Source organism: Nocardia sp. CA-107356 (assembly GCF_050946365.1).
GTDB lineage: Bacteria > Actinomycetota > Actinomycetes > Mycobacteriales > Mycobacteriaceae > Nocardia.
In genome coordinates this window covers 9,671,013-9,697,054 of sequence record NZ_CP191992.1, presented here as the reverse complement: position 1 = coordinate 9,697,054, position 26,042 = coordinate 9,671,013, and the positions used below count along the sequence as shown (strand labels likewise).

Sequence of the window (26,042 nt, the reverse complement as noted above, 5' to 3'; positions counted from 1 at the left end):
GGCAGTAATCTCGGCAGCGTGGCGGGACGAGCAGCGGTGGATCCGGCGGAACTGTGGGCGGCGGTCGCCGCGGTCAGCACCTGGTTGCGCGACGATTCGGCACCCGCCCCGGCCAGGCCGGAACTCGCCGCCGCGGTCCGCACCACCGCCCGCACCCTCGCCGCCGCCGCACCCGGCCATTCGGTCGAGGTCCGCGTCCCACCGTTCGTGGCGGTGCAGTGCATCGAGGGCCCGCGCCACACCAGGGGCACACCGCCGAATGTGGTGGAAACGGACCCGCGCACTTGGCTCCTACTCGCCACCGGCCTGCTCGACTTCGACACCGCAGTGGCGGACGGCGCGGTCAACGCGTCCGGCAGCCGCGCCGGTGAAGTCGCACATTGGCTGCCGATCGCGCGCGCCACCGCGGACTGACGATCGGTGACCGCGCCCGCTGCGCACGGTGGCTTCCAGGAAGAACGGCCCGAATCCGACGGTGCGAGCGCGAGCGTTGGCTAGCCGCGGCCGAGTCGGGCCGCCACGCGTTCGGGCCGGGTGAGCCGATCCAGCAGTGCGGTTTTGATGGCCGGGCGGGAACCGAAGACCAGCGTGAACGTCGCCTCGCGCAGTGAGCGTTCGGCGAGGTTGCCGCGCGTGACCGCCGCGCTGCCGGTGGCCGTGACCAACGCGGTCGCCGCGCGCACCGCGAGTTCGGAGGCGCGGGCGCGGGCCAGGTAGACATCCGACTGTCCGGTGAGTGCATCGTCGAGTTCGGTTCGGATGCGGGCGGATTCGGCCGCCAGCGCGGTGGTGTCGATGCCGAGGCGTGCGAGTTCGCCGAGACAGCGCCGCACGATACCGAGTGCGAGTGCACCGTTGCGCCACGCGGCCAGGATGAAGGTGGCGTGGAAGTTGCGCAGCGGAATCCGGTTCTCCACAGCGGAATCGGGAACCAGCACACCGTCGAAGGTGAGCGATACGGTCTTGCTCGCATCGGCGGCGATGAGCGGGAGCGCTGTGGCGTACAACGCTGGTCCCGGTTCCGCGGGCACCAGCACACTGATCAACGAACCCTCGTCGTCGGCATCGCGCGCCATCACGCCGAGGATGTCCACCAGGCCCCACCCGGTGACGAAGGGTGCGGTGCCGTCGAGCAGATACCCGCCCTCGACGCGTCGTGCGATCAATCCCGGCTTATCGTTCGCGCCGGCGTAGCTCACGCCGGAGCGGACCCGCCCGCACCGCAAATCCTCTGTAAGTCGTTCCCGCAGTTCGAGATTCGGTGAGGTGGCAACCCGTCGTGCGACCCCGAGGTGCTGCGCCCAGACGAAGGTGGTCGCCAGGCATCCGGCCACCAGGATCTCTCCGGCCTCGGTGAAGGTCCCGATATCCATATCGTCGGCCATGGTCGCGCCGTAGAAGCCGGATTCGGCCAGCGCGTCGAAATGCGTGCGCGGAATCTCCCCGTTGCGGTCGACGGCGTCGGCTTGTGGGGCGAATAGCTCATCGGCCAGATATTGCGCGCGTTCGATCCACGAATTCACAACACCATCTTGGTGCATCCCGCGGACCGCGTCGCACCGTCCACCGCGAGGCTCGGCCCAACCCGGCTCAGCCGCGTGCCGGATCGCGCCGATGCAGGCCCTTGTAGTCGTAGTACCGCGTGATGAAGATGCCGAGCACCAGACCGATCGCCAGCCCGAGCACGGCCATCCACACACCGCGGGCCAGCCCCGCCTGGAAGTTCGCGTCGAAGTAGATGATGGCGCGCACCCCGACGAAGACCTGGTGCATCGGCTCGAATTTCGCCAACCAGCCGAGATATTTGGGCGTCGCCTCGATCGGCACCGTGCCGCCGGAGGAGGGCAGCCCGAGGATGATGAACAGGATCAGATTGATCAGCAGACCTGCCGAGCCGGCCGCCGCCAGCACGGACAGCCCGGTGATCCCGACCGCGATGATGGCGAGCGCGCTGTAGAGGAACAGCGTGAGCGGATGGTCGATCGGCATATCGAGCAGCTTCGCCACACCGAGGAATACGCCCGCGACGATATTCGCGGTAATCACCATGACACCCCACTTGATCAGCAGCGTGTTGAAACGCGAGATCGGGGTGGTGGGGAAATGCACATACCACGGCCCATATTCGGTGGGTACGAAACCGAGCGCGGCATCGATCATGGTGTGGATGGTCATCGAACCGACCAGCCCGGCGAGCAGGAGCAGCAGCGCGTAGAAGAACGCGGTCAGACCCTGCCCGGTGCCCGAGGGCAGCGGACGGAACGGCGCGATGATGATCTGTACCGGATCCGCGAGCGCCACCCGGGTCGCACCGGTCAACTCGGGCGCGGGCGCGCCGCCGGGCGGCGGTGTCAGCTGCGCGTGGACCTGTTCGGTCAGCTGCTTGCCCACCTGCTCGTTCACCTGGGCCAGCGCCCTGGTGCCGATTGTCGTGACGATCTCGGTGACGAACGCGCCACTGCGCGGATTGGTCTGCAGCGTGAGCGTCGGGCGCTGGATATCACCGGGCAGCACGCTGCCGACGCCGAGAATGCCGAGGCGTTTACTGAAATCGCTTGGGATCAGGATGGTTCCGTACACCGCACCGGACTGCATCTTCAGTTGGGCCTCGTTGATGCCGAGCACCTGCAGATCGACCTTGTCCGCCGGGATGCCCTGCCGCAGCGCGTCGGTGATCTGGTTACCGAAGTTCACCTGCTGCTCTCGGCCCGGTGCGCCGATGGTGTCACCGACATCCTGATTCACCAGTGCGATCGGAAAGTCGTGCAGGTTCTTCTCCGGATCGACGACATAATCCAGATACATCGTGCCGAGCAGCGCCATGAACAGTGTCAGCACCGCGATCGGGGCGAGCCACATGCGCGCGGTCAACCGCCTGTCCGACGCACCGGTCCCCCTACCGTCCGTAGTCGTCACGGCTGGCACGGTAGCACCGTGCCAGCCGTGACGGCAGCGTCGCTCGGCGATTGCTGCGCGGACGCGGTGGCGGTGATCGCCGCGTGGGATTCACCCGTAGAATGGCCATTGCCCCCAGCCCGCCCGAACAGGGAGCAAACGGTGACCAACGCCGAATTGCCGGTCGAAACTACCCCCGATCAGGTCGAGAACGAACCACGCGAAGAGTGTGGTGTGTTCGGAGTCTGGGCGCCGAGCGAGGATGTGGCCAAGCTCACGTACTACGGCTTGTATGCGCTGCAACACCGCGGCCAGGAAGCGGCGGGCATCGCCGTCTCCGACGGCTCGCAAATTCTGGTCTTCAAGGATCTCGGTCTGGTCAGTCAGGTCTTCGACGAGCAGACCCTGGCCGCGATGCCGGGTCATATCGCCATCGGTCACTGCCGCTACTCCACCACCGGCTCCACCACCTGGGAGAACGCGCAGCCGATCTTCCGCACCACCTCGGTCGGTTCCGGACTTGCGTTGGGCCACAACGGAAATCTGGTGAATACCGCCGAATTGAGCGCCCGCGCACGGGAACTCGGACTGATCGGCACCCCTGCGGTCTCCGGAGGTCGTCCCGCGCCGATCACCGCCACCTCGGACTCCGATGTGATGACCGCACTGCTGGCACACGCCGCCGCGGATTCGAGCATCGAGCAGGCGGCGATGAAGCTGCTGCCGACGCTGAAGGGCGCGTTCTGTCTGACCTTCATGGACGAGCACACCCTCTACGCCGCGCGGGATCCGCACGGTGTTCGGCCACTGTGTCTGGGTCGGCTCGACCGTGGCTGGGTCGTTGCCAGTGAGACCGCCGCGCTGGATATCGTCGGTGCGGCCTTCGTCCGGGAGATCGAGCCGGGCGAACTGCTGGCGATCGATGCCGACGGTGTGCGGTCCATGCGCTTCGCCAATCCCGAACCCAAGGGCTGCGTCTTCGAATTCGTCTACCTGGCCCGTCCCGACAGCACCATCTCCGGTCGCTCGGTGCACGCCACCCGCGTAGAGATCGGCCGTCGCCTGGCCAAGGAGCATCCGGTCGAGGCGGATCTGGTGATTCCGGTGCCGGAGTCGGGTACGCCCGCCGCGGTCGGCTATGCCCAGGGCTCGGGTGTGCCGTACGGCCAGGGCCTTATGAAGAACGCCTATGTCGGGCGCACGTTCATTCAGCCGAGTCAGACCATCCGCCAGCTCGGCATCCGGCTCAAGCTGAATCCGCTGCGCGAGGTCATCCGTGGTAAGCGCCTCATCGTGGTGGACGACTCGATCGTGCGCGGCAATACCCAGCGCGCGTTGATCCGGATGCTGCGAGAGGCGGGCGCGCTCGAGATCCACGTGCGGATCGCCTCGCCGCCGGTGAAGTGGCCGTGCTTCTACGGCATCGACTTCGCCTCACGCGCGGAGCTGATCGCCAATGGCGCGGGAGCCGATGACAGTTACGAGGACATGGTGGAGGCGGTGCGCCGCTCCATCGGCGCGGACACCCTCGGCTACATCTCCACCGAGGGCATGATCGCCGCCACCGAGCAGCCGCGCTCGCGGCTGTGCAGCGCCTGTTTCGACGGTGACTACCCGATTCCGCTGCCGACCGAGGCGGCTATCGGCAAGAACGTGCTCGAGGGCATGCTCACCGGACAGTCCGAGGCGATGCTCTTGAGTGAGAACGCGAATGCGAGCGCGTTGAGCCGTCCCTGATATCAGGACAATCCACGAACCCCTCGGCAGCAGCCGGGGGGTTCGATCTTGTTCCGGGCGCGTGATCGACCATATTTGTCCGCCGGTGTGCCATGGCCTCCTCGAGACGCCTTCGCACCGATTTCGGCGTGAACCTGGTCATTCGTCCGGTGATCCGGCCTTACCTGCGCACCATGCGCAACACCCGGTGACACCTTCGTGATTTTTTCTTTGAAAACGCAACATCCCAGAAATGGATCGTGGGTACGGTGCCGACATATCGGAAGTTCACCGTGCCCTCCGCGGACCTGTGATCCAGGACACGCGGCGTGGCGCGCTCGAGAAGTGGGGCCTGATGTTGGTTTCAAAGAAGCCTGGGCGAAGGTTGCGGACGCGGCGAATCGCGGCCGTCGGGATGGCGGCGCTGGCCGTGTCCGCGATCGCGGGATGCGGTTCCGGGCGCACCGGCGGGGGTGGTGACGGGGCCGGTTTGGTGGCGGGCACCACGGACAAGATCTTCTCGCTCGATCCCGCGGCCGCGTACGACAACGGTTCGCTGCTGGTCGAAACGCAGATCTATTCGTATCTGCTGAACTTCGCGCCCGGTGATGCCACACCGAAGCCGGACGCCGCGGAGAAGTGTGACTTCAGTTCGCCGACGGTGTACACCTGCAAGCTGAAGTCGGGACTGAAGTTCGCCAATGGGAACCCGTTGACCGCCAAGAGCGTCAAGTTCTCCTTCGATCGCATGCTGGGCATCAACGACCCGAACGGTCCCGCCTCGCTACTGGGCAATCTCGAGAAGACCGAAATCGCCGACGATCTGACTGTGAACTTCACGTTGAAGGTCGCCAACGATCAGACCTTCCCCGCGATCCTGCCGACCCAGGCCGGTCCGATCGTGGACGAGAAGGTCTTCCCGGCCGACAAGGTGCTGCCGGATGAGGAAGTAGTGAAGGCCAAGGGCTACTCGGGCCCGTACACGATCGCCAGCTACGACAAGAACAAGCTGGTCGAGTACAAGGCGTTCCCGGACTACAAGGGCATCCTCGGCACACCGAAAACCTCGCAGGTCTCCACCAAGTACTACGCGACCTCCGACAATATGAAGCTCGATCTGCAGAGCGGCGCGCTCGATGTCGCGTACCGATCCTTCACGCCGACCGATATCGAATCGCTGCGCAAAGACAGCAAGGTCACGGTGGCGGATGGGCCCGGCGGCGAGCTGCGCTACATCGTCTTCAATATGAACACCATGCCGGGCGGTACCCCGGAGCAGAAGTTGGCGGTGCGCAAGGCCATCGCGTCATCGATCGACCGACCCGCGCTGGCCGAGGGCGTCTACAAGAACACCTATCAGCCCGCGTACGGCTTTGTGCCGCAAGGTATGCCGGGTGCGGCCGAGCCGCTGAAGGACCTCTACGGGGCCAAGCCCAATAAGGATGCAGCGGCGAAGTTCCTCTCCGGTGCGGGCGTCGCGGCACCGGTGGAGCTGAACCTGCAGTACAACCCCGATCACTACGGTTCGAGCAGCTCCGAGGAGTATGCGGCGATCAAATCGCAGCTGGAGTCGACCGGACTGTTCAAGGTGAATCTGCAATCCACCGAATGGGTTACCTACCAGAAGGAACGGGCCCGCGACGGTTACCCGCTCTATCACTTCGGCTGGTTCCCGGACTACCCGGACGCCGATGACTACCTGACCCCGTTCTTCGGGCCCAACAACTTCCTGCAGTCGCACTTCGAGGAGCCGAAGATCAACTCGCAGCTCACCGCGGAGACGACCGAGCAGGACAAGACCAAGCGCATCAAGGTGATCGAGGACGTGCAGAAGGATCTCGCGCAGAACTACCTGCCGACCCTGCCGCTGCTGTCCGGTAAGCAGATCGCGGTGTCGAATCCGAGCGTCAAGGGGGTGTCGGACACACTCGACGCGTCGTTCAAGTTCCGATACACGGTGCTGAGCAAGTGACATCCGGCGAAGCCGGGCCCGAATCTATTACCACTGCTGAAAAGCAGGTGCCGGATCGGGCCCGGCGCTTCGGGCTGCCGTGGGGCGGGAAATCGAGTGGGGATTCCCGACAGCTGGCGTTGTTGCGGTATTTGGTGATTCGACTGTTCTTGATCCTGCCGACAGCGTGGATCCTGGTCACCGTCGTGTTCTTCCTGATGCGGGTGATCGGCGATCCGATCAGCGCCGCGATGGGCGGACGGATGACCCAGGAACAGATCGAAGTGCGCAAGGAAGCAGCCGGTCTGAACCGGCCGATCCTGACCCAGTACTGGGAGTACATCTCCGGGCTGATGCACGGGGACTTCGGTCACTCTCAGGACAATCGGCAGATCAGCGAGGTGGTGACAACCTACGGCGCGGCAACTCTGGAACTGGTGTTCTGGGCGCTGCTCGTCGCCTTCGCGGTCGGCGTGCCGCTCGGCAGATACGCTGCGACACACCGTGATTCGGCGGCCGACGCCGGGCTGCGGCTCTTCGCCGTCCTGGCCTACGCGGCGCCGGTCTTCTTCGTCGGTCTGCTGTTGAAGCTGATCTTCGCGGTGAAGCTGGAGTGGCTACCGGTCGCCGGCCGGGCGAGCACTCCCGTCGAGCTGCAACTGCAGCATGTTTCGCCGAAGACCAACATCATGGTGGTCGACGCAATCCTCTACGGGGACACCGGCAATCTGATCGATGTGCTGAAGCATGCGATATTGCCCGCGGTCGCACTCGGTCTGTTGACAGCGGGCATCTTCCTGCGCCTGGTGCGCGTCAATCTGATCCAGACGCTGCGCAGTGAATTCGTAGATGCCGCACGGGCACGCGGACTTTCGGCGCGGGTGGTGACGGGGCGACATGCCGTGCGCAACGCAATGATTCCGATCATCACGGTGATGGGTATGTATATCGCGACACTGCTCGGCGGTGCGGTGCTCACCGAGACCACCTTCGAATGGAAGGGGCTGGGCTATCAGCTCGCGGAATATCTGCATCAGCGCGATTTCATCGCGGTGCAGGGGATTGTCGCGTTCCTGGCGCTGGCGGTCGCGGTCATCAGCTTCCTGGTCGATGTCATTGTCGCGCTGATCGACCCGAGAGTGAGGTTCTGATGACCGCTCCGGAATTGGCGAACGAGCCACTGGTGATGCCGCCGGTGCCGTCGACGCAGCGCAGGCGGATCCCCGGATTACGGCTGTTCACCATGACCGCCGGATTGCAGCGGGTGACGCTGATCGTCGGACTCGGTCTGGTCGCGGTATTCGTCTTCGTGGCGATCTTCGCCCCGCTGATCGCGCCGTATGGGCTCGCCCAGAACTCTTCGGACGGTGTCGCCTTCGTCCCACAGCAACCGCCATCGGGTCAGCATTGGTTCGGTACATCGGTGCGCAGCGAGGACGTGCTGTCCCGGGTGATCTTCGGTGCCCGGACCGCGCTGTTCGTGATCGCGATCTCGTTGCTGATGTCACTGGTCGTCGGGGTACCGCTGGGATTGGTATCCGGATACATCGGACGTGCCCTCGACCGGGTGCTCGTACTGTTCATGGACGCCATCTACGCGTTCCCGACCCTGTTGCTCGCGATCGTCGTCTCCATCGTGGTCGCGGGTGGGCAGTCGAGCAGCTTCGGCGGCGTGCTGTCGGCGGCTGTTGCGATCACGGCGATCTATGTGCCGCAATACTTTCGAGTGGTTCGCAATGCGACCGTCGCGGTGAAGAACGAACCGTATGTGGACGCGGCCAGGGTTACCGGCGCATCCACCACTCGAATCATGTTCCGGCACATCCTCGCCAACGTCACCCAGTCGCTGCCGGTGATCGTCACCCTCAACGCGGGCGATGCCATTCTGACGCTGGCCGCGCTCGGCTTCCTCGGCTTCGGCATCGAGCCGACCCAGGCCGCCGAATGGGGCTACGACCTCAATAAGGCGCTCTCCGATGTCTCCAATGGCATCTGGTGGACCGGCATTTTCCCTGGCACCGCGATCGTCTTGGTCGTACTCGGCCTGACGCTGGTCGGTGAGAGCCTCAACGAGGTTCTCAATCCGTTGCTGCGTACTCGCCGGGCGCTGAGTCCGGCCACCGTCGCCGGCGACAGCGCGAGCGTCGGGGCCAGCGGTTCGATCGCCGGACTCGAAAAGGATGTTCCCGCAACCGAACTCACCGTCGCCGAACTGGATCTGCTCGAAAGCGATAGCGCCGCCGACAAAGACAGTTCCGCAGGGGAAGGAGTATCGCAATGACGGAAGCGGTCGCCGAGACCAAGCGTCCGGCGCTGTCCATCGAATCGCTGTCGGTCACCTTCGCCACCGACGCCGGGCCCGTTTACGCGGTCAGCAATGTCTCCTATGAGGTGTTCCCCGGCGAGGTACTGGCCATTGTCGGGGAGTCCGGCTCGGGCAAATCGGTGAGCTCGCGCACCGCAATCGGGCTGCTGCCGCATACCGCGCGGGTCGATGGCCTGGTCACCCTCGGCGCGGACAAGGTCACCTCGATGAGCGAGCGGCAGCTCACCGCCCTGCGGGGCGGGGCGATCTCGATGATCTTCCAGGAGCCGGGTCGAGCACTCGATCCGCTGTTCACGGTCGGCTATCAGATCTGCGAAGCATTGCGGGCGCACAGCGATATGAGTCGCAAGGCCGCCAAGGCCCGCGCGATCGAACTGCTGCGCATGGTCGGACTGCCCGATCCGGAGCATCGGGTGGACTATTACCCGCATCAGCTCTCCGGCGGCCAGAAACAGCGCGTGATGATCGCGATCGCGATTTCCTGCGAGCCGAAGGTGATCATCGCCGACGAACCGACCACCGCACTCGATGTCACCGTGCAGGCCGAAATCCTGGAGTTGCTACGCGATCTGCGCGATCGCATCGGCAGCGCCATCGTGCTGATCACGCACAACATGGGTGTGGTCGCCGATATCGCCGACCGGGTGGTGGTGATGCGCGACGGCAAGGTGGTCGAGCAGGCGCCGGTGGACGAACTGTTCGCACAGCCGAAGCAGGAGTACACCCGCAAGCTGCTCGCGGCGGTCCCGCATCTCGGCGCCGAGCAGTTGGAGCACGGCAGCGTCAAGGAGGTCGCCGACGCCGAGCCGGTGCTCGAGGTATGCGATCTGGTGGTGCAATTTCCCGGCCCGTTCGGCCGACCGCCTTTCCGTGCGGTAGACGAGGTCAGCCTGTCCATTCGACCTGGTGAAACCCTCGGCCTGGTCGGCGAATCCGGCTCGGGCAAGTCGACCATCGGCCGCTGCGTCGCCGCACTGCAACGCCCGACCTCCGGGGTCGTGAAGGTGCGCGGCCAGGACATCGCGGATCTATCGCAACGGCAGCTGCGGCCGATCCGCCGCCGCTTCGGCTTCGTCTTCCAGGATCCGGCCAGCTCGCTGAATCCGCGGCTCACCGTGGGCGAATGTGTTGCGGAACCGCTCATCGTGCACAAGGCGGGCAATTCCGAGGAGATCCGTGCCCGGGTACGTCACATGCTCGATGACGTGCAGCTGCCGGCGGGCACCGAGCGCCGCTATCCGCACGAACTCTCCGGTGGCCAGCGCCAGCGCGCCAGCCTCGCCCGCGCACTGGTGCTGGATCCGGATCTGTTGGTCGCCGACGAACCGACCAGCGCACTGGACGTCTCGGTGCAGGCGGCGGTGCTGGAGCTGTTCGGCAAGCTGCAGCAGGAGTGCGGCTGGGCCTGCCTGTTCATCAGCCACGATCTGGCCGTCGTCGACCAGTTGGCCGACCGGATCGTGGTGCTGCGCGACGGCGCGGTGGTCGAGCAGGGTGATCGTGATCGCATCCTGCGCCACCCGGAGCAGGAGTACACCCAACGACTGGTGGCCGCGGTGCCGGTGCCCGATCCGGTGGAGCAGCGTCGTCGTCGGGCGTCGTCCGCAGCGCTCTTCGCCACCGAGCAACTCGAATGAGCAACAGCGGCGCCAGGCGGGCATACAGATCTGTGACGTGGCGACTGATTTCGTACGAACATGGGTAACTCGTCGGGTATGCCCAGAACTCGTCCTAACCGTCGGTCCGGTGACCCGAGCTCATGGCACTTACGACCGGCAAAAGGTTCGGGGAGGCGGGCGAGCACATGGGGCAACTCGTCGGGCACGACCAGAAAGTGCTGCTCACTCAACTGTCGGCCCGGTGCTCGAGTCTCCTGGCACCGACGACCGGCCGAAGTCCCGGGGAGGGCAGGGGAGCCAACTCGCTGCAAGCTCGTTATCTGACTCCGGTAGCGTGAGCTGGCATCTATCCGCCGATTCGGTTTGGAGCTCTCCCCGAAAATGACTGAACAGACCCCCAGTGGTGCCGGTGCTTCGTACGCCGCGGCAGGCGTGAACATCGAGGCCGGTGACCGCGCAGTCGAGTTGTTCGGGCCATTGGCGAAGAAGGCCAGCCGACCCGAGGTGCAGGGTGGGCTCGGCGGATTCGCCGGACTGTTCGCGCTGAAGGGTAGCTACCGCGAGCCGCTGCTCGCGGCCTCCACCGACGGGGTCGGCACCAAGATCGCGGTCGCGCAGGCGATGGATAAGCACGACACGGTCGGCCTCGACCTGGTCGCGATGGTCGTGGACGATCTGGTGGTCTGCGGCGCCGAGCCGCTGTTCCTGCAGGACTACATTGCCATCGGCAAGGTCGTCCCGGAGAAGGTGGCCGAGCTGGTCTCCGGCATTGCGGAGGGCTGTGTCCGTGCGGGCTGCGCGCTGCTCGGCGGCGAGACCGCCGAACACCCCGGCCTGATGGATCCCGACGACTACGACCTGTCGGCAACCGGCGTCGGCGTTGTCGAAGCCGATTCGGTGCTCGGTCCGGACCGGGTGCGCCCCGGCGATGTGGTGATCGCCATGGGCTCATCGGGTCTGCACTCCAACGGCTACAGCCTGGCCCGCAAGGTGCTGCTCGATATCGACCGGATGTCGCTGACCGGGCATGTCGAGGAATTCGGCCGCACACTCGGCGAGGAACTGCTCGAGCCGACCAAGATCTACGCGAAGGACTGCCTCGCGCTGATCGCCGAGACCGATGTGCGCACCTTCGCCCACGTCACCGGTGGTGGACTGGCCGCGAACCTGGCCCGGGTACTGCCCGCGGGCATGGTCGCCGAACTTGATCGCGGCACCTGGAACCCGGCGCCGGTGTTCAAGATGATCGCCCAGCGCGGTCGGGTCGATCGGCCCGAGATGGAAAAGACCTTCAACATGGGCGTCGGCATGGTCGCCGTGGTGGCGCCCGAGGACGTCGACCGGGCCCTGGCCGTACTGACCGCACGGCATATCGCCTGCTGGACCCTGGGCACCGTCAAGAAAGCCAAGGACGCCGACGCGGTGCGTGCCGTGCTGGTGGGCGAGCACCCACGCTTCTGAATTCTTGGCGGCGCGGGCGCCGCGTGTTCGCGGCCCCCTTGGTCTCGCGTCCGAGCCGTCGAGACTCGCGCCTGCGGCGCATCGCTTCGACGACTCGGACGCGAGACGGGCCGCGAACGGGTCGCTCGTAAGACTCGCTCCGTGGTGGTCGCCGAGGTGCGGATCGTCAATACCCGGCGTACACCAGCCCAGCCGTCGGGACTCGAGACCTCGTCGTGTGCGCTTCGACGGCTGGGATGTGAGACGGGTCGCGAACGGGTCGCTGGTAAGACTCGCTCCGGCGGGGTCACCGAGGTGCGGATCGCTAGTACCCGGCGTACACCAGCCCAGCCGTCGGGACTCGAGACCTCGTCGTGTGCGCTTCGACGGCTGGGATGTGAGACGGGTCGCGAACGGGTCGCTGGTAAGACTCGCTCCGTGGTCGCTGAGGTGCGGATCGTTAGTACGCGGTGTGCAGCGGCCTAGCTGTCGAGACTCGAGACTTTGTTGCATGTGTTTCGACGGCTCGGATGCGAGTTGGGTCGCTTGTAAGACTCGCTCCGTGGGGGTTGCCTCGTGCGGGCAGTTCGGCTCCGGAGGTATGCGCGCCCAGCGGTCGAGACTCGCGATTGCGTTTGCAGGTGTTTCGAACGGCTGGATGCGAGTCGGGTCGCGAACGGGTCGCTTGTAAGACTCGCTCCGTGGGGGTTTCGTTGTGGCGCACTGAGATACACACCAGCGTCCCGCATCGTTCGATGCGGGACGCTGATGTATTGCAAGCCCCGAGTGGCTAGTCCGGTAACGCGATGTCAAAGGCTGAAGGGGGAGGCCCGTCGGCCTCCCCCTTCACACGTTTGATTTCGAGTCAGCGGCGCCAGTCGTTGTAGTCGTCGTCCTCATCCCAACGGGTTGAGGACTCGTCCGCGTCGTGCTCATCGGACAGCACACCACCACTCAGTTGGGAGGTGGGGCTACCCGAAAGCTCGCGCTGAAGGCTCGCGAAGTCAGTCGGCGCTGAGCTGTACTTCAGCTCGCGTGCGACTTTGGTCTGCTTTGCCTTAGCCCGGCCACGGCCCATGGCTGACCCCCTCGCGTCACTGCGGGGCGGCCTGGGGTTTGTTGGCGGCCCCGTTCGAATTAATACTCTTCCTGACAGACACTTTAGCGTGTGTCAGGCGGTCGCGCTTCCAGGAGTGGGGGAAGAACTCCCGAAGTGGTGCCGTTTGCCCGGTTGTCGCCATCCGGCCGCCCCCTTACACCACCCCGGGGATCGCTCGGATGACCCCGACTCTGGCACCGCCGCCGAGCACCGGAGGCGCCGCGAGTTCGGCGTGTACATCGGACCACTCGACTCCCATGCGATGCAAAATGGCCAGCGTCAGGGGGATTCGCGCGCGGTCGTGACCGTCGGCGATCTTGTACGCGAAGGCTGTTCCATCCGGTAGCGCGCCCGCGTGCACACCGTCCGCGCCGATCTTGCAGACCAGGCCGGGGGTCGCTCGCATGGTCAGCAAATCGGGTGCGTTCGTGCCGGAAATCACTCGCGGATGGGCGCGGATCGCATCGGCGACCCGACGCTCCGGCGAACCGGGGGCGGCGGTCGCCATGGTCGCGAAGGCGCGGGCCAGATTCACCAGCGAGACCGGGATGATCGGCAGTCCGCAGCCGTCGATGCCGAGATCGGTTTCGGGTTCACCGGTGAGTTCGGTAATGGTGGCGATCACCGATTGCTGCAGCGGATGGCCCTGGTCCAGGTAGTTCTCGGTGGGCCAGCCATTGATGGCGCAGGTGGCGAGCATGGCCGCATGCTTGCCGGAGCAGTTCATGTACACCCGGCGCGGTTCGGCGGATTCGTGTAGCGCCGCGGCCCGGGCATGTTCGTCTTGCGGCAGGTCGGGCGGGCATTCGAGGGCCTTCTCGTCGAAACCGAACCGGTCGAGCAGGCGCTGCACCAGCGCGATGTGATCCGGTTCGCCGTAGTGCGAGGCGGTCGCGATGGCCAGCTCCGCGTCGTCGAGCGGTTCGAAACCGTTGCGCAGTAAGGTGATCGCCTGCATGGGCTTATTGGTGGAGCGCGGGAAGATGGGGACGTGCACCTCGCCGAGTGCGAGGGTCGGTTCGCCGTCGGCGCCGAGGATCACCACCGAACCGCTGTGCACGCATTCGCGAAAGCCCGAGCGGACGACCTCGACGAGTTCGACGGTCATAGCTGGGCTCCTGTCCTCGCGTCATCGCCCCGCTGTTCGCGGGCGCGGCGAGCATTGGCGTGGCGGCGGCCGTGCCGTTCGATCTGCATCCGCACATCGTCGGAGATGGTCGGCTCGTCCGCGAGCAGGATCGCGAGCAGATCCGGATCGTCGCCGACGAACAGGTCGCGGACGGTGATCCCGTGCGCTGGCGTGTGCACGATGCGCACCTCGTCACCGGCTCCGATCGTGCCCTCGGTGAGTACGCGCAGGTAGGCGCCGGTATCGCTCTGCAGTGTGAAGCGCTTGACCCACTGCGCCAGACCGGACCAGTGCTGGAAGGTGGCGCAGGGCACCCGGGGTGCGCTCACCTCGAGCAGCGTGTCGCCGATCGCCCAGTGCGCGCCGATCACCGCATCGCTGACGGCCAGACCGCTGATGCGCAGGTTCTCGCCGAACCAACCCGCGGGCAGTTCGCGGCCCAACTCCGCGCCCCAGCGGCGGGCATCTTCCTCGGCGTAGGCGTAGACGGCCTGGTGTACACCACCGTGATTCTTGGTATCGCACACATGATCACCGTCGAGGCCGAGCGCACGCACGGCGACACGGTTGGGGATCGGCCGTTTATCGATCGCGGTGCGACCCACTGTGGACGGCACCGCCAACTCCGCGTGCACGACGCAGACCGCCAGCACTCGGGCGGAGCTATCGGGCTGCATCAGCGGCCACGCAACCGGTCGACCGCGAGGCGACCCGCCTGTGGTGCGTCGTCGGCGGGTACCGAATCCGGATCGATGGCGGCGGCGGTCGGGCCGGCGGTCAGCGCGGTATCGGCGGGGATGGTGCGTTTGATCAAAGCCAGTGCGATGGGCCCGAATTCGTAGTGGTCGATGACGGTGCCGAGCCTGCCGACGGCGCGACCGCCCGCGGTGACATCCTCGCCGGTGACCGGGCGTTCATCGGCGGAACCGTCCAGATGCACCAGCACCAGGTGGCGCGGCGGCTTGCCGAGGTTGTGCACCCGGGCCACCGTCTCCTGCCCGCGGTAGCAGCCCTTGTCCAGATGCACCGCGCCGTGCTCGTCGACACCGCCGATCCAGCGGGCCTCGTGCGGGATGGTGCGTTCGTCGGTGTCCAGGCCGATCCGGGGGCGCAGCGCAGCGACGCGCAGCGCCTCGAAGGCCCACATGCCAGCGGGTTCGGCACCGGCGGCGGTGAGGCTGGCCCAGCGGTCGGCGAGTTGGTCGCGCGGGATCACCAGATCGAAGGAGTCCGCGGTCGGCCACGGCATCCGGCGCAGGAAGCCGCCGTCCGGCAGCGGCACCGCCTCGTAGGTATCGGGAAGGGCAGTGATGCCAAGGGTTTCGATCAGCGCATCGGCTCGCGGGCCGAGCAGACTCAGCACCGCGTGGTCGGCGGCCCCGACCGGCTCGGCATCGGCCCAGAAGACCATCTTCGCCAGGAATTCCAGCAGGGCCGGTCCGCGATCGGCCTCGGTATCGATCCACACCGTGGCGTCCAATTCGGTGAGCACGAAGTGGTGCAGCACCCGCCCATTGAGATCGAGGTCGAGACTTTCGGCCGATCGGCCCTCGCCCAGGTTCGCGATGTGCTGGCTGGTGATGGTGTGCAACCAGGTCAGCCGCTCGGCACCGGTGATCTTCAGGACGAAACGATGCGATCGGTCGACGATCGCCACCCGTTGTGCGGCGGCGCGCTGTTCTGCGAAGGGATCCCCGTAGTGCCAGGCGACGGCGGCATCCGGCGAACCGGCCGCTCCCGCGACGGCGCCCGAGACAGCGAGGATGGGACTGGGTGCGACGACCACGGACACGTTGACCACTCTAGGCGCGAACCGGGAGCGGTGGCGTGCGCGGGTGTTGCGCGAGGGTCGCAACCGCATGGGGCGCAACTGTGTCATGGGGGCTTACAGAACTCGTTCATGACCTAGGCGCGGTCCTGCAACACCGCCTACGCTCGTCCCATGGTGGATCGAGTTCTAGTAACACTCGACGGCGCCGTCCAAGATCCGGACGCGCCGTTGTTGTTTGCCGACGACATCGGCGTGCTGCGCGGCGATGGTGTCTTCGAGACGATTTTGGTTCGTGGCGGGAACGCGTGCGCGATCGAATTTCATCTGGGCCGACTGCGCCGTTCGGCGCAGGCGCTCGATCTACCCGAGCCCGAGCTGGGTAAATGGCGAGACGCGGTCGAGACGGCGATGAAGGAATGGGGGACCGAGCGCGAGGGCCTGCTGCGGTTGGTGCTCACCAGAGGTCGCGATACGGAGCTGTCGGCACCGTCCAGCGTCACCTCGGGTGATCTCGCCGCTGCCGTGCCGGTGCCGACCTCCTATGTGCTCGTACTCCCGGTACCGGAGCGGGTGCAGAAGGCGCGCACCGATGGTGTCGCGGTGGTTTCGCTATCGCGCGGTATCTCGGTGGACCTGGCGCAGGCTGCGCCATGGCAGCTGCTCGGCGCGAAGACGCTCTCCTATGCCACCAATATGGCGGCGCTGCGGTTCGCGAAGCGGATGGGCGCCGATGACGTGATCTTCACCAGTACCGAGAACCGGGTGCTGGAGGGGCCGCGCTCGTCGGTCGTGATCGCCAGGGACAACCGTCTGATCACTCCGCCCGCGAAGAACGGCGTGCTGCCCGGGGTCACCCAGCGCGCGCTGTTCGCCGAGGCCGAGAAGGCCGGGTGGAAATGCAGCTACCAGCCGCTGTTCACTGCCGATCTGCTGACCTGCGACAGCATCTGGCTGCTGTCGAGCATCACGCTCGCGGCTCGGGTGAATTCGCTGGACGGACTGCGCATGATGGCGCCGGACAATGCCGCCGAGATCATCGAGTTGGTGGACCGAGCAGTGGAGCGGGCCGGGGCCATCGGCGATTGGTGAGTTCGGCGGGCCGTGATCTTCGTCCTACTACGGCGTGTAGGAGTGCGTGGCGAGCTCGGAAAACGGGTCGTTGAGGGGCTGGGGCCACGGTGTGTCGTGGCATGAGACCTCTTGATCGACCCTTTCCCGGGCGTACTCTTTACTACGTCATGTCGTAGATCGGCAGGAGGTCGGTTTTGAGCGTCCTGGACTTATCGCGTTGGCAGTTCGGCATCACAACCGTCTACCACTTCATCTTCGTGCCTTTGACGATCGGTCTGGCCCCCGTCGTGGCGGGCATGCAGACCGCTTGGGTGATTACCGGCAAGGAATACTGGTACCGGCTGACCAAATTCTTCGGAAAGCTGTTCCTGATCAACTTCGCCCTCGGTGTCGCCACCGGCATCGTGCAGGAGTTCCAGTTCGGCATGAACTGGAGCGAATACTCCCGCTTCGTCGGTGACGTCTTCGGCGCACCGCTGGCACTGGAGGCGCTCGTCGCGTTCTTCCTGGAGTCGACCTTCCTCGGTCTGTGGATCTTCGGTTGGACGCGGTTGCCCAAAAAGCTGCACCTGGCCACGATTTGGCTCGTCGCGATCGGCGTGAACGCCTCCGCGTACTTCATCGTCGCGGCCAACTCGTTCATGCAGCACCCGGTCGGCGCCAAGTACAACCCGGAGCGCGGGCGGGCCGAGCTCACCAGCATCTGGGAAGTGCTCACGAATAACACCACGCTGGCGGCATTTCCGCATGTGGTCGCCGGCGCCTTCCTCACGTCGGGCACCTTCGTCGTCGGCATCTGCGGCTGGTGGATGGTACGCAACGCGCGCAGCGGTGACGAGACGAAAGTCGAAGAGGCGCGCACCATGTGGCGTTCCGGCGGCCGCGCTGGCCTGTGGGTGATCGTGATTGCGGGTGTCGCACTGTTCTTCACCGGCGACGTACAGGGCAAGCTGATGTTCGAACAACAGCCGATGAAGATGGCCTCGGCGGAATCGTTGTGCAATACCGCAACCGATCCGGATTTCTCGGTACTGACCATCGGCACCCACAACAACTGCGACAGCGTCACGCATGTGCTCGAGGTGCCGTATGTGCTGCCGTACCTGGCCAAGGGCAAGTTCAGCGACGTCACGCTGGACGGCGTCACGGATCTGCAGCACGCGTACAACGCGAAATTCGGTCCGGGCGACTACCGACCCAATCTGTTCGTCACCTACTGGTCCTTCCGCGCCATGATCGGCCTGTCGGCGGGGGCGATCTTGCTCTGGCTGGTCGGCCTGTGGCTGACCCGCGGCGGCCGGATCACCGATAAGCGCTGGTACTCGTGGCTGTGTCTGATCGCCATCCCGACCCCGTTCCTGGCCAATAGTGCGGGCTGGGTTTTCACCGAAATGGGTAGGCAGCCTTGGGTTGTCGCGCCCAACCCGACCGGTGACCAGCGGCTGCGGCTGATGGTGCAACAGGGTGTCTCCGACCATGTCCCGGGCACGGTGATCACCTCGCTGGTGGTCTTCACGCTGCTGTACGGCGCGCTCGCGGTGGTGTGGTTCTACCTGATGCGGCGGTACACGGTCGCCGGACCCGAAGCGCCAGTGACGATTCCGCCCGGCGGGCCGGACGATACCGGGGGCCCAATGGACCGTCATCGCGCCGAAGAACCCCCTGTCGAACAGCTTTCGTTCGCCTATTAGGAGCCGACGATGAATCTGCAACAGTTCTGGTTTCTGCTGATCGGCGTCTTGTTCACCGGCTACTTCGTGCTGGAGGGCTTCGACTTCGGGGTCGGCATGCTGATGCCGATCCTCGGCAGGGGCAGCGATACCCGACGGCGGGTGGTGCTCAACACGATCGGACCGGTGTGGGACGGCAACGAGGTGTGGTTGCTGACCGCGGGCGGTGCGATGTTCGCGGCCTTTCCGGAGTGGTATGCGAGCCTGTTCTCCGGCTTCTATCTCGCGCTGCTGCTGGTGCTCGTCGCGCTGATCGTGCGGGTCTGCGCCATCGAATACCGCAGCAAGATCGATGACCCGCGATGGCGGGCCTGGTGTGATACCGCGATCGGAATCGGCTCCTGGGTACCGGCTCTGGCGTGGGGCTGGTTATTCGCCAATGTGGTGCGCGGAGTGCCGCTGAACGAGAAGAAGCACATCACCGGTTCGGTGTGGGATCTGCTCGGGCCGTACGCGCTGCTCGGCGGGCTCACGACCGGATTGCTGTTCGCGCTGCACGGTGCGGTCTTCCTGGTGCTGAAAACCGGCGGCGAGGTGCGTGACGACGCGGTGAAGACGGTGCGTTTGCTGCTGGTGCCGACCGCCCTCGTGGTCGGTGTATTCGGTGTGTGGACGCAGCTGGCCTACGGCAGCCGATGGACCTGGATTCCGTTGGTGCTGGCCGTGATCGGGCTGGTGATCGCCGCTGCGGCGAGCCTCGTCGAGCGCGATGGATGGGCCTTCGTCGGCACCGCGGTCACCACCGCGGCGGCCACGGTGCTGCTGTTCGGGTCGCTGTACCCGAATGTGCTGCCTTCGACCATCAGTGATCTGTTCGACCTGACCATCGAGAATGCCTCGTCGACGCCGTACACGCTGAAGGTAATGAGCTGGGCGGCCGTGGTCGTCACACCCGTGGTGCTCGGCTACCAGGGTTGGACGTATTGGGTATTCCGCAAACGGATTACCGTCGAGCAGATTCCGGCGCCGATCGGCCTGCCATTGGAAAGTGCCAAGGACTGACCATGGCTCGTCCGCCCGTCGATCCCCGGCTATGGAAGTACGCCCGCTCGGCCCGTCGCTACCTGGTGCTGAGTGTGGCGCTGTCCCTGGTGATCACCGGCTCGATCGTGGTCACCGCGGTCGCGGTGGCGAAGGTGCTTGCCGGGGTCGTCACCGATCCTGGTCGGCGCTCGTTCGGCGCATGGGCATTCGAATTGATCGTGCTCGCGGTCGCCATCGGCTGCCGGGTGCTCGCCACCTGGGTGCAGTCCCGGCTCGCGCACCGCGCGGGGGCCACCGTGGTCGCGGAACTGGAGACCGCCGTGCTGGCCGCCGGTGCGCGCCTGTCACCGCGCGAACTCGAAACTCGCCGAACCGAACTCGCGGTGGTGGTGAGCACCGGACTGACCGGGCTGCGGGCGTATCTCACCGGATATCTGCCCGCACTGCTCCTCGCCTGCCTGGTACCGCCGATCGTGCTGGTTGTCATCGGATTCCACGATCCGATCTCCGGTGTCATCGCGGTGGTCACCCTGCCGCTGATCCCGGTCTTCATGATCCTCATCGGTCTGCTCACCCAGGGGCGCGCGGAAGCCACCTTGACCGCGACCACCCGACTATCCGATCAACTGCTCGACCTGTTCGCCGGTATGCCGACGTTGCGTGCCCTCGGCCGGGAAGGGGCCGTCGATGCCGGCGCGACGAACAGTTCGCGGACTCGTTCGATGGAATATCGGGTGCGCGAACTCGGCGATGCGTTGCGGCAGCGCACAATGCGCGCGCTGCGGATCGCCTTCCTGTCATCGATGGTGCTCGAACTGCTCGCCACACTGAGCGTCGCACTGATCGCGGTCTCCATCGGCCTGCGGCTCGTCTACGGCGAGATGAGCCTCTATGCCGGGCTGGTGGCGTTGATCCTGGCGCCGGAGGTCTATCTGCCACTGCGGATGGTCGGTGAGCGTTTTCATGCGGCGCAGGACGGCATGGCGGCCGCGGACAAGGCCTTTGCCATTCTGGAACCGGAATCCGCAGCTGCCGAAGGTGATTCGGCGGGGCAACGGGCGGCTTCGGAGGTCGCGCAGGCTGGGGCGAGAAGTGTACCTGCCCGAGAAGCTGTGTCCGGTTGTGAGATTGATTCAACGGCGGATTACGGCGGCGGCGATGGTGATGTGGTCGGAAGCGGAGGGATCGGGAACGAGCCGGGTGGCGGCATGGAATTCGCGGGTGTCATCGAGATACGCGATCTCGATGTGCGGGCTCGGGATGGCTTCGCGCCCGCCGGATTGACGGCGGTATTGCGGCCCAACACGGTAACCGTACTGACCGGTCCCAATGGGAGCGGGAAATCGACTGCGCTGCAGGCGATCCTAGGTCTGATCGCACCCGAGCACGGTGCGGTGACCGTCGACGGCATCGACGTGCGCAACCTGGATCAGCATCTCTGGTGGTCCCGGGTGGCCTGGCTGCCCCAGCGTCCGGTCCTGGTACCGGGCACCCTGCGCGAGAACCTCGAATTGCTCGGCGCGCGCGCACCCGACACCACCTCGACTGATGCAGTTCGCCTGCGCGACGAACTCGAAGCCGCCTGCACCGCAACCGGATTCGACGCGGTGCTGGACGAACTCCCCGATGGTTGGGACACGGTCGTCGGCATAGGCGGCATCGGCCTGTCACTGGGCCAGCGCCAACGTCTGGCCCTCACCAGAGTCCTGGCCGCCGACCGCTCTGTCCTCCTCCTGGACGAACCGACCGCCCACCTGGACCCCGTCGCCGAAGCGACAGTCCTCGCCGCACTGCGACAGCGAGCCCGCGCGGGCGCCACCGTAATCGTGATCGCCCACCGCCCAACCCTGCTCGCCGCCGCCGACCACATTGTCCGAGTCCGCTGCACCGAACCCCAGGCGGTCCCATCGTGAACAGTAGGAGTGACACTTCGGCCACGTCGGCGCGCGGCGGTCGCACGGTGATCGCCGATATGCGGCGGATGTGGGCGCTGCTCGAGTTGTCTCCTTGGCGGATCGCGGTGGCGATCGGGTGGGGTGTGCTCGCGCTGGGTAGTGGGCTCGGGCTGGCGGCGCTGGCGGCGTGGTTGATCGCCCGCGCCTGGGAAATGCCACCGGTCCTCGACCTGAGCGTCGCGGTCGTCGCCGTACGCGCCCTCGGCATCTCCCGCGGACTGGCCCGATACCTGGAACGCCTCGCCACCCATGATGTCGCGCTTCGCGCGATGACAATGGCCCGGACAACCGTCTACCGAACCCTCGCCCACTCCGATATTTGGATGCGACGCGCGATCCGGGGTGGGCATTCGGACGGAGCGGCCGCTGCCACCGAGATATTCGATGGGTCGGGTCGGCGTGCCGCGGTGTCCGTCGACACGATCGGTGCCGAGGGTGCGCAGGAGTGTCTGCCGGTCGGCGAGGCGGATTCGTCGTGTGCCGATGGTGCGGTGTCCGTCGATGCGTTCGGTGTCGGGAGTGCGTCGGCGCAGGGCGTGTCGGTCAGTGCGGCGGATTCGTCGCGCGCGGCGTCCGTCGACGCGTTCGGTGTCGGGAGTGCGTCGGCGCGGGGCCTGTCGGTCGGCGAGGCGGATTCGGTACGTGCGGACGGTGCGTCGTTGCGGCGCGGGGACCTGCTGGTTCGAATCGGTAGCGATATCGACGATCTCGGTGCGATGGTGGTGCGCGTCCTGGTGCCGATTGCGGTCGCGATGGTGTTGTCGGTGGCGGCGATCGGGCTGTTGGCCACCATTTCGGTGGGGGCGGCGGCGATACTGGCCGCATCGCTCGCCGTCTCCGGGATTGTCGCGCCGTGGTTGTCGGGGTGGGCCGCCAGGACGGCCGAGCGTACGGTGCGCGTCGACCGCGCCGAATTCACTGCGCGGGCGCTCACAGTTCTCGACCACGCGGGCGAACTGCGCATCGCGGGCAAGCTGGATGCCGCGCTGGCGGCAGCGGAGCGCGCGGGGCGACGTGCGGTCGCCGCCGAGGATGCCGCGGCCGCACGCAGCGCCTGGGCGGCCGCCGCGACCCCACTCTCGATCGGTACGAGCGTCCTCGGTGCTCTGCTGGTCGGCATCGCCAGCTACGGCCAGCATGGCGGTGATCCGGGCGCGATGACCCCGATGGCCCTCACCGTCCTTGTCCTGCTCCCGCTTTCGGCGTTCGAAGCGGTAGCCCCCCTCCCCGCCGCGGCCCAGTCTCTGACCACGGCCCGCGCCGCCCTCCATCGCCTGTCCTTGCTCGCGGCCGCGGAATCCGCGCGATCGACCGCACGAGACCCGTTGGTGCGGAATCTCTTCGACCGAATCGTCACCGGCTCCAGCATGAACGGCCGCAGCGCATCGCCGCGAGATCCCTGGCCGGGCAATCTGTCCGGCCGCGCCGAGGATGGCGCGGGAGGCAATGGCCGCAGCAGTGGCTCGGCGCCGGGCCGGGAGCGGCATCCATCCGATGGCCCCGGCGGCGATGACGAGGCCATCGGGGACGGCGCTGCGCGGAACTCGTTGCTGGGCAAGCCACCTGAACGGCCCGAGGGGCGGCGGATTGCCATTGTCGGTCCGAGTGGCGCCGGTAAGACGACCTTGCTGATGGCTTGGGCCGGGTTGTTCGATACGCCTGAGCCAGGGGTGACGTTCTTTGCCGAGGATGCGCATATCTTCGGCACCACCGTGCTGGAGAACCTGCGTGTGGCGCGTGGTGATCTCACTTCGGAGGAGGCCGAAAAGGCGTTGTGCACCGTGGGGCTCGGGGAATGGGTGGCGTCGTTGCCGAATGGTGTGGATACCGATCTGGTAGGGGGCGCGGCGGCGGTGTCGGGTGGGCAGCGACGTCGGATTCTGCTTGCGCGTGCGCTTATTTCGCCCGCGCGGGTGTTACTGCTCGACGAGCCGACCGAACATCTCGAGGCGGCGGCGGGTGCTCGACTGCTGTGCGATCTGCTCGATATCGATAGCGGGCTGGTCGAATCCGACCGAATTGTGGTTGTGGTCACCCATCAGCTGCCGCATGAGCACCGCGCCGACGTGGTCCTGCACGTAGGCGCATCGGGCCAGGTCACGACCGAATATTCGGCCTCGGTCCGGCCCGATGAGCGCACCGATTCCGCCACCCGAGAAATTCCGTTGCCGACACGCTGACTCCTGGCTAGATTCGTTCGTACACGAGGAAGGAGGTGGTTCGAAGAATGTATGTTCAAAGGACTTGTGAGGTGGCTGTCCGCTAGCGCCACCGCTGCAACGGATCTCCGTTCGCGCGAGCGCTCAGCGAATCCAAGGCAGCCACCCGGCCCCCGAGCTACCGGTCTAGTCCGACCGGGACCCATGCAGGCTTCACCGCCAGCGGGGTATGGCTCGGGGGCCGTTCCTTGTTCGGGGCCCGGTGTTCGGCCGCGGTGGGCTATGGGCGGGTCATGCATTCGGTGTGGCTCCGGGGCCGTTCGGTTTTCGGGAGCGGTAAGGTCCTCCGTCGGGTTTCGATATGAGGGGTAGGCGATGTCGTCGGAGGGTCTTGCAGCTGTGGTGGGTCGCCGGATCAGGGCGATTCGCCGCATGTTCTATGTGCACGGCACCGATGTCGATCGCACCGAAGGCCCCATCGAGCTGACCTTCGACGACGGATCGGTCCTGCTTCTGGACGCCGGAACCGATGGCGAGGAACTGCGTGTCGGATCAACCCCCTGGCGTGACCCCTTCGCGGGCGTCAGCGAACCCGAGTACATCGAATATGTGGCGGAGTCGGGCAAATACACCGCCTTCGACGTCGGTTCGGAACCCCCGTACTCCCGGCTGCTCGGCTATCGGATCGCCGCCGTCTCCGAATCCCGCCTCCACGACGACCGCCTTCGCGCCGCCGTCCTCGAGGTCAACGGCTCGAAACTCGCCGTCGAAACCCTCGCCGACGAATTGCTCGTAACCTGGCACCCCCAACGATGACGAGCAGCCACGCGCACCGACGGCACACGCCTTTTTGAGACGGCATACGCGCAATCACGCGTATGTGGTGACGAATGGCAGGTGTGCCCTCCTACGCGGCGGTGTCCAACCTGCGATTCGGGACAACAAAGCGCCCCGCTGTCCTGGTGGTCGAGGCGCGGGGCGGGGGGTGGGGGGTGGCGAACTAGCCGATGTATCGGCGTAGGCGGGCCGATAACCGGGGCTCGAGTGGGCCGTCGGCGACCACTCGCTCCTCGACGTAAGCCAGGTCACCACCTTCGACAATGCCGTACAGGCGCTTGGCGCCGCCGACGACGATGCCGGACTGACTGCGGATGACGACATCGGTGGCCAACTCCCAGGAGGACTGGGTCAGCGCGGTGCCGTAGAAGAGTTCGACGATGCCGGTGCTGTGGGTCAGCAGCAGTTCGATGACTTCGTCGTCGCCGTCGATACCGACGCGCCAGAAGCCGCTCTCGCGCAGATCCGGACCGCCGTAGGAACCATCGGATTCGATCACCCAGGAACGGGAGTCCCAGGACAGGTAGTCGCCACCGTCGTGGGAGACGATGATCTGTTGGCCGAAGCGGTAGTCGCCGCGCTCGGGATCGTTGCCCTCGCCCTCGCCGCGCCACACGCCGACCATCGGCAGCAGCGCGAGCATCGATGAACTCAGATCCGGGCCGAGTCGCAGATTCGCGGTGTCCTCGGGTAGCGGCAGGTCCGGTAGCACCGGAATATTGCGCGCACCGGTCGATTTCGCCCGCTCGGCTGCCTCGGCCACGGCCGCGTCACCACTGCGACGAGCCGACGGCTCGGCAGGACCGTTGCCGTTCATTTGTTCACTCGCTCGCTCGGCCGGGTTGGAACCTTCGCTCGCGAGTTCACTCATGATTCGGTGAACAACCGGTAGAAGACGTACAGGCCGAACCAGCCGATCAGAACGGCCACGGCCACCAGCAGAATCTCGAAGAAGAGGACCACATTTGGAGTCTAACGACTTGTGCCCCGCCCAGCACATCGGCCCCGTTGCTTCCCCATGACCAGGGAAAACAACGGGGCCGATGTCAGTAACTACTTAGCGACGGCGACGTCCACGGCGTGGATGCCCGCGCCCTCCGGACGGACCTCGGCCGAGCCGTTGCCCGACGAGGACAGCGCCCGCACGGTCCACGCGCCCGGTGCCGCGAAGAAGCGGAAGTCGCCGGTGCCCGAGGCGACGACCTCGGCGGTGAAGTCACCGTTGCCATCGAGCAGGCGCACGAACGCGCCGCCGACCGGCTGACCGTCCGAGCTCAACACGCGGCCGGTGATGACCGTTTCCTTCTCGACGTCGACTCCGGCCGGAATGGCCTGGCCCTGGGTAGGTGCTGCGCACATG

General features: G+C 66.0%; 21 protein-coding genes. 13 read left to right on the top strand and 8 right to left on the bottom strand.

The window, feature by feature from the left end:
* Window positions 1-18 precede the first annotated feature (18 nt).
* Window positions 19-414 (top strand): sterol carrier family protein, encoded by a 396-nt coding sequence (locus ACQP1G_RS43550; protein ID WP_433196183.1) that lies wholly within the window; start codon window positions 19-21, stop codon window positions 412-414.
* 80 nt (window positions 415-494) lie between these two features.
* On the opposite strand, the gene ACQP1G_RS43545 is transcribed toward ACQP1G_RS43550, so the two are convergent.
* Together ACQP1G_RS43545 and ACQP1G_RS43540 are read right to left on the bottom strand one after the other, a co-directional pair.
* On the bottom strand, window positions 495-1,523 hold the full coding sequence (locus ACQP1G_RS43545; protein WP_433196181.1) for an acyl-CoA dehydrogenase family protein: 1,029 nt from the start codon (window positions 1,521-1,523) through the stop codon (window positions 495-497).
* Between the two features lie 67 nt (window positions 1,524-1,590).
* Window positions 1,591-2,859: an ABC transporter permease gene (locus ACQP1G_RS43540; protein ID WP_433209350.1), complete on the bottom strand. Its 1,269-nt coding sequence runs from the start codon at window positions 2,857-2,859 to the stop codon at window positions 1,591-1,593.
* A 198-nt stretch (window positions 2,860-3,057) separates the two neighbouring features.
* On the opposite strand from ACQP1G_RS43540, the gene purF reads away from it, so the two are divergent.
* From purF to purM, 6 genes are all read left to right on the top strand, one after another.
* Entirely contained in the window at window positions 3,058-4,632 is a 1,575-nt protein-coding gene (gene purF / locus ACQP1G_RS43535; protein ID WP_433209347.1) for an amidophosphoribosyltransferase, read from the top strand.
* A gap of 394 nt (window positions 4,633-5,026) precedes the next feature.
* Complete coding sequence (locus ACQP1G_RS43530; RefSeq protein ID WP_433209344.1) at window positions 5,027-6,583, top strand: ABC transporter substrate-binding protein; 1,557 nt, start codon at window positions 5,027-5,029, stop codon at window positions 6,581-6,583.
* Between the two features lie 119 nt (window positions 6,584-6,702).
* Window positions 6,703-7,713, top strand: a complete 1,011-nt coding sequence (locus ACQP1G_RS43525; RefSeq protein WP_433209341.1) for an ABC transporter permease — start codon at window positions 6,703-6,705, stop codon at window positions 7,711-7,713.
* 35 nt (window positions 7,714-7,748) lie between these two features.
* Window positions 7,749-8,843, top strand: a complete 1,095-nt coding sequence (locus ACQP1G_RS43520) for an ABC transporter permease (protein WP_433209338.1) — start codon at window positions 7,749-7,751, stop codon at window positions 8,841-8,843.
* Complete coding sequence (locus ACQP1G_RS43515; RefSeq protein WP_433196179.1) at window positions 8,840-10,525, top strand: ABC transporter ATP-binding protein; 1,686 nt, start codon at window positions 8,840-8,842, stop codon at window positions 10,523-10,525. The genes ACQP1G_RS43520 and ACQP1G_RS43515 overlap by 4 nt, the downstream gene beginning before the upstream one ends.
* A 363-nt stretch (window positions 10,526-10,888) precedes the next feature.
* On the top strand, window positions 10,889-11,968 hold the full coding sequence (gene purM / locus ACQP1G_RS43510) for a phosphoribosylformylglycinamidine cyclo-ligase (protein WP_433196177.1): 1,080 nt from the start codon (window positions 10,889-10,891) through the stop codon (window positions 11,966-11,968).
* A gap of 844 nt (window positions 11,969-12,812) precedes the next feature.
* On the opposite strand, the gene ACQP1G_RS43505 is transcribed toward purM, so the two are convergent.
* The 4 genes from ACQP1G_RS43505 to ACQP1G_RS43490 all read right to left on the bottom strand — a co-directional run bounded on the left by ACQP1G_RS43505 (window position 12,813) and on the right by ACQP1G_RS43490 (window position 15,967).
* Window positions 12,813-13,025: a DUF3073 domain-containing protein gene (locus tag ACQP1G_RS43505; protein ID WP_433196175.1), complete on the bottom strand. Its 213-nt coding sequence runs from the start codon at window positions 13,023-13,025 to the stop codon at window positions 12,813-12,815.
* A 175-nt stretch (window positions 13,026-13,200) separates the two neighbouring features.
* On the bottom strand, window positions 13,201-14,154 hold the full coding sequence (locus ACQP1G_RS43500; RefSeq protein WP_433196173.1) for an asparaginase: 954 nt from the start codon (window positions 14,152-14,154) through the stop codon (window positions 13,201-13,203).
* Window positions 14,151-14,852, bottom strand: a complete 702-nt coding sequence (locus ACQP1G_RS43495; RefSeq protein ID WP_433196171.1) for an MOSC domain-containing protein — start codon at window positions 14,850-14,852, stop codon at window positions 14,151-14,153. Before ACQP1G_RS43495 ends, ACQP1G_RS43500 begins: the two co-directional genes overlap by 4 nt.
* Window positions 14,852-15,967, bottom strand: a complete 1,116-nt coding sequence (locus ACQP1G_RS43490) for a YgfZ/GcvT domain-containing protein (RefSeq protein WP_433196169.1) — start codon at window positions 15,965-15,967, stop codon at window positions 14,852-14,854. Before ACQP1G_RS43490 ends, ACQP1G_RS43495 begins: the two co-directional genes overlap by 1 nt.
* A gap of 150 nt (window positions 15,968-16,117) precedes the next feature.
* Between ACQP1G_RS43490 and ACQP1G_RS43485 the strand changes: the two genes are divergently transcribed.
* From ACQP1G_RS43485 to ACQP1G_RS43460, 6 genes are all read left to right on the top strand, one after another.
* Window positions 16,118-17,035: an aminodeoxychorismate lyase gene (locus tag ACQP1G_RS43485; RefSeq protein WP_433196167.1), complete on the top strand. Its 918-nt coding sequence runs from the start codon at window positions 16,118-16,120 to the stop codon at window positions 17,033-17,035.
* A gap of 176 nt (window positions 17,036-17,211) precedes the next feature.
* On the top strand, window positions 17,212-18,708 hold the full coding sequence (locus ACQP1G_RS43480; RefSeq protein WP_433196165.1) for a cytochrome ubiquinol oxidase subunit I: 1,497 nt from the start codon (window positions 17,212-17,214) through the stop codon (window positions 18,706-18,708).
* A 9-nt stretch (window positions 18,709-18,717) separates the two neighbouring features.
* Complete coding sequence (gene cydB / locus ACQP1G_RS43475) at window positions 18,718-19,749, top strand: cytochrome d ubiquinol oxidase subunit II (protein ID WP_433196163.1); 1,032 nt, start codon at window positions 18,718-18,720, stop codon at window positions 19,747-19,749.
* A 2-nt stretch (window positions 19,750-19,751) separates the two neighbouring features.
* Window positions 19,752-21,644 carry a thiol reductant ABC exporter subunit CydD gene (cydD, locus tag ACQP1G_RS43470; RefSeq protein WP_433196161.1) on the top strand — a complete coding sequence of 631 codons (1,893 nt, stop codon included), beginning with the start codon at window positions 19,752-19,754 and terminating at the stop codon, window positions 21,642-21,644.
* A 68-nt stretch (window positions 21,645-21,712) separates the two neighbouring features.
* A complete protein-coding gene (locus tag ACQP1G_RS43465) occupies window positions 21,713-23,866 on the top strand; it encodes an ATP-binding cassette domain-containing protein (protein ID WP_433209335.1) in 2,154 nt (717 codons plus the stop codon).
* A 354-nt stretch (window positions 23,867-24,220) separates the two neighbouring features.
* On the top strand, window positions 24,221-24,661 hold the full coding sequence (locus tag ACQP1G_RS43460) for a hypothetical protein (protein WP_433196159.1): 441 nt from the start codon (window positions 24,221-24,223) through the stop codon (window positions 24,659-24,661).
* A gap of 184 nt (window positions 24,662-24,845) precedes the next feature.
* On the opposite strand, the gene ACQP1G_RS43455 is transcribed toward ACQP1G_RS43460, so the two are convergent.
* Window positions 24,846-25,553: an FABP family protein gene (locus ACQP1G_RS43455; RefSeq protein WP_433196157.1), complete on the bottom strand. Its 708-nt coding sequence runs from the start codon at window positions 25,551-25,553 to the stop codon at window positions 24,846-24,848.
* Between the two features lie 182 nt (window positions 25,554-25,735).
* Window positions 25,736-26,041, bottom strand: a complete 306-nt coding sequence (locus ACQP1G_RS43450; RefSeq protein ID WP_354959398.1) for a DUF1416 domain-containing protein — start codon at window positions 26,039-26,041, stop codon at window positions 25,736-25,738.
* Between the last annotated feature and the right edge of the window lies 1 nt (window position 26,042).

Coding starts and splice junctions, on each gene's coding strand:
- ACQP1G_RS43540 (WP_433209350.1), bottom strand. CDS start 2,859: ATGTGGCTCGCCCCGATCGCGGTGCTGACACTGTTCATGGCGCTGCTC.
- ACQP1G_RS43530 (WP_433209344.1), top strand. CDS start 5,027: ATGGCGGCGCTGGCCGTGTCCGCGATCGCGGGATGCGGTTCCGGGCGC.
- ACQP1G_RS43520 (WP_433209338.1), top strand. CDS start 7,749: ATGCCGCCGGTGCCGTCGACGCAGCGCAGGCGGATCCCCGGATTACGG.
- ACQP1G_RS43515 (WP_433196179.1), top strand. CDS start 8,840: ATGACGGAAGCGGTCGCCGAGACCAAGCGTCCGGCGCTGTCCATCGAA.
- purM (WP_433196177.1), top strand. CDS start 10,889: ATGACTGAACAGACCCCCAGTGGTGCCGGTGCTTCGTACGCCGCGGCA.
- ACQP1G_RS43505 (WP_433196175.1), bottom strand. CDS start 13,025: ATGGGCCGTGGCCGGGCTAAGGCAAAGCAGACCAAAGTCGCACGCGAG.
- ACQP1G_RS43500 (WP_433196173.1), bottom strand. CDS start 14,154: ATGACCGTCGAACTCGTCGAGGTCGTCCGCTCGGGCTTTCGCGAATGC.
- ACQP1G_RS43495 (WP_433196171.1), bottom strand. CDS start 14,852: ATGCAGCCCGATAGCTCCGCCCGAGTGCTGGCGGTCTGCGTCGTGCAC.
- ACQP1G_RS43485 (WP_433196167.1), top strand. CDS start 16,118: ATGGTGGATCGAGTTCTAGTAACACTCGACGGCGCCGTCCAAGATCCG.
- cydB (WP_433196163.1), top strand. CDS start 18,718: ATGAATCTGCAACAGTTCTGGTTTCTGCTGATCGGCGTCTTGTTCACC.
- cydD (WP_433196161.1), top strand. CDS start 19,752: ATGGCTCGTCCGCCCGTCGATCCCCGGCTATGGAAGTACGCCCGCTCG.
- ACQP1G_RS43465 (WP_433209335.1), top strand. CDS start 21,713: ATGTGGGCGCTGCTCGAGTTGTCTCCTTGGCGGATCGCGGTGGCGATC.
- ACQP1G_RS43460 (WP_433196159.1), top strand. CDS start 24,221: ATGTCGTCGGAGGGTCTTGCAGCTGTGGTGGGTCGCCGGATCAGGGCG.
- ACQP1G_RS43455 (WP_433196157.1), bottom strand. CDS start 25,553: ATGAGTGAACTCGCGAGCGAAGGTTCCAACCCGGCCGAGCGAGCGAGT.
- ACQP1G_RS43450 (WP_354959398.1), bottom strand. CDS start 26,041: ATGTGCGCAGCACCTACCCAGGGCCAGGCCATTCCGGCCGGAGTCGAC.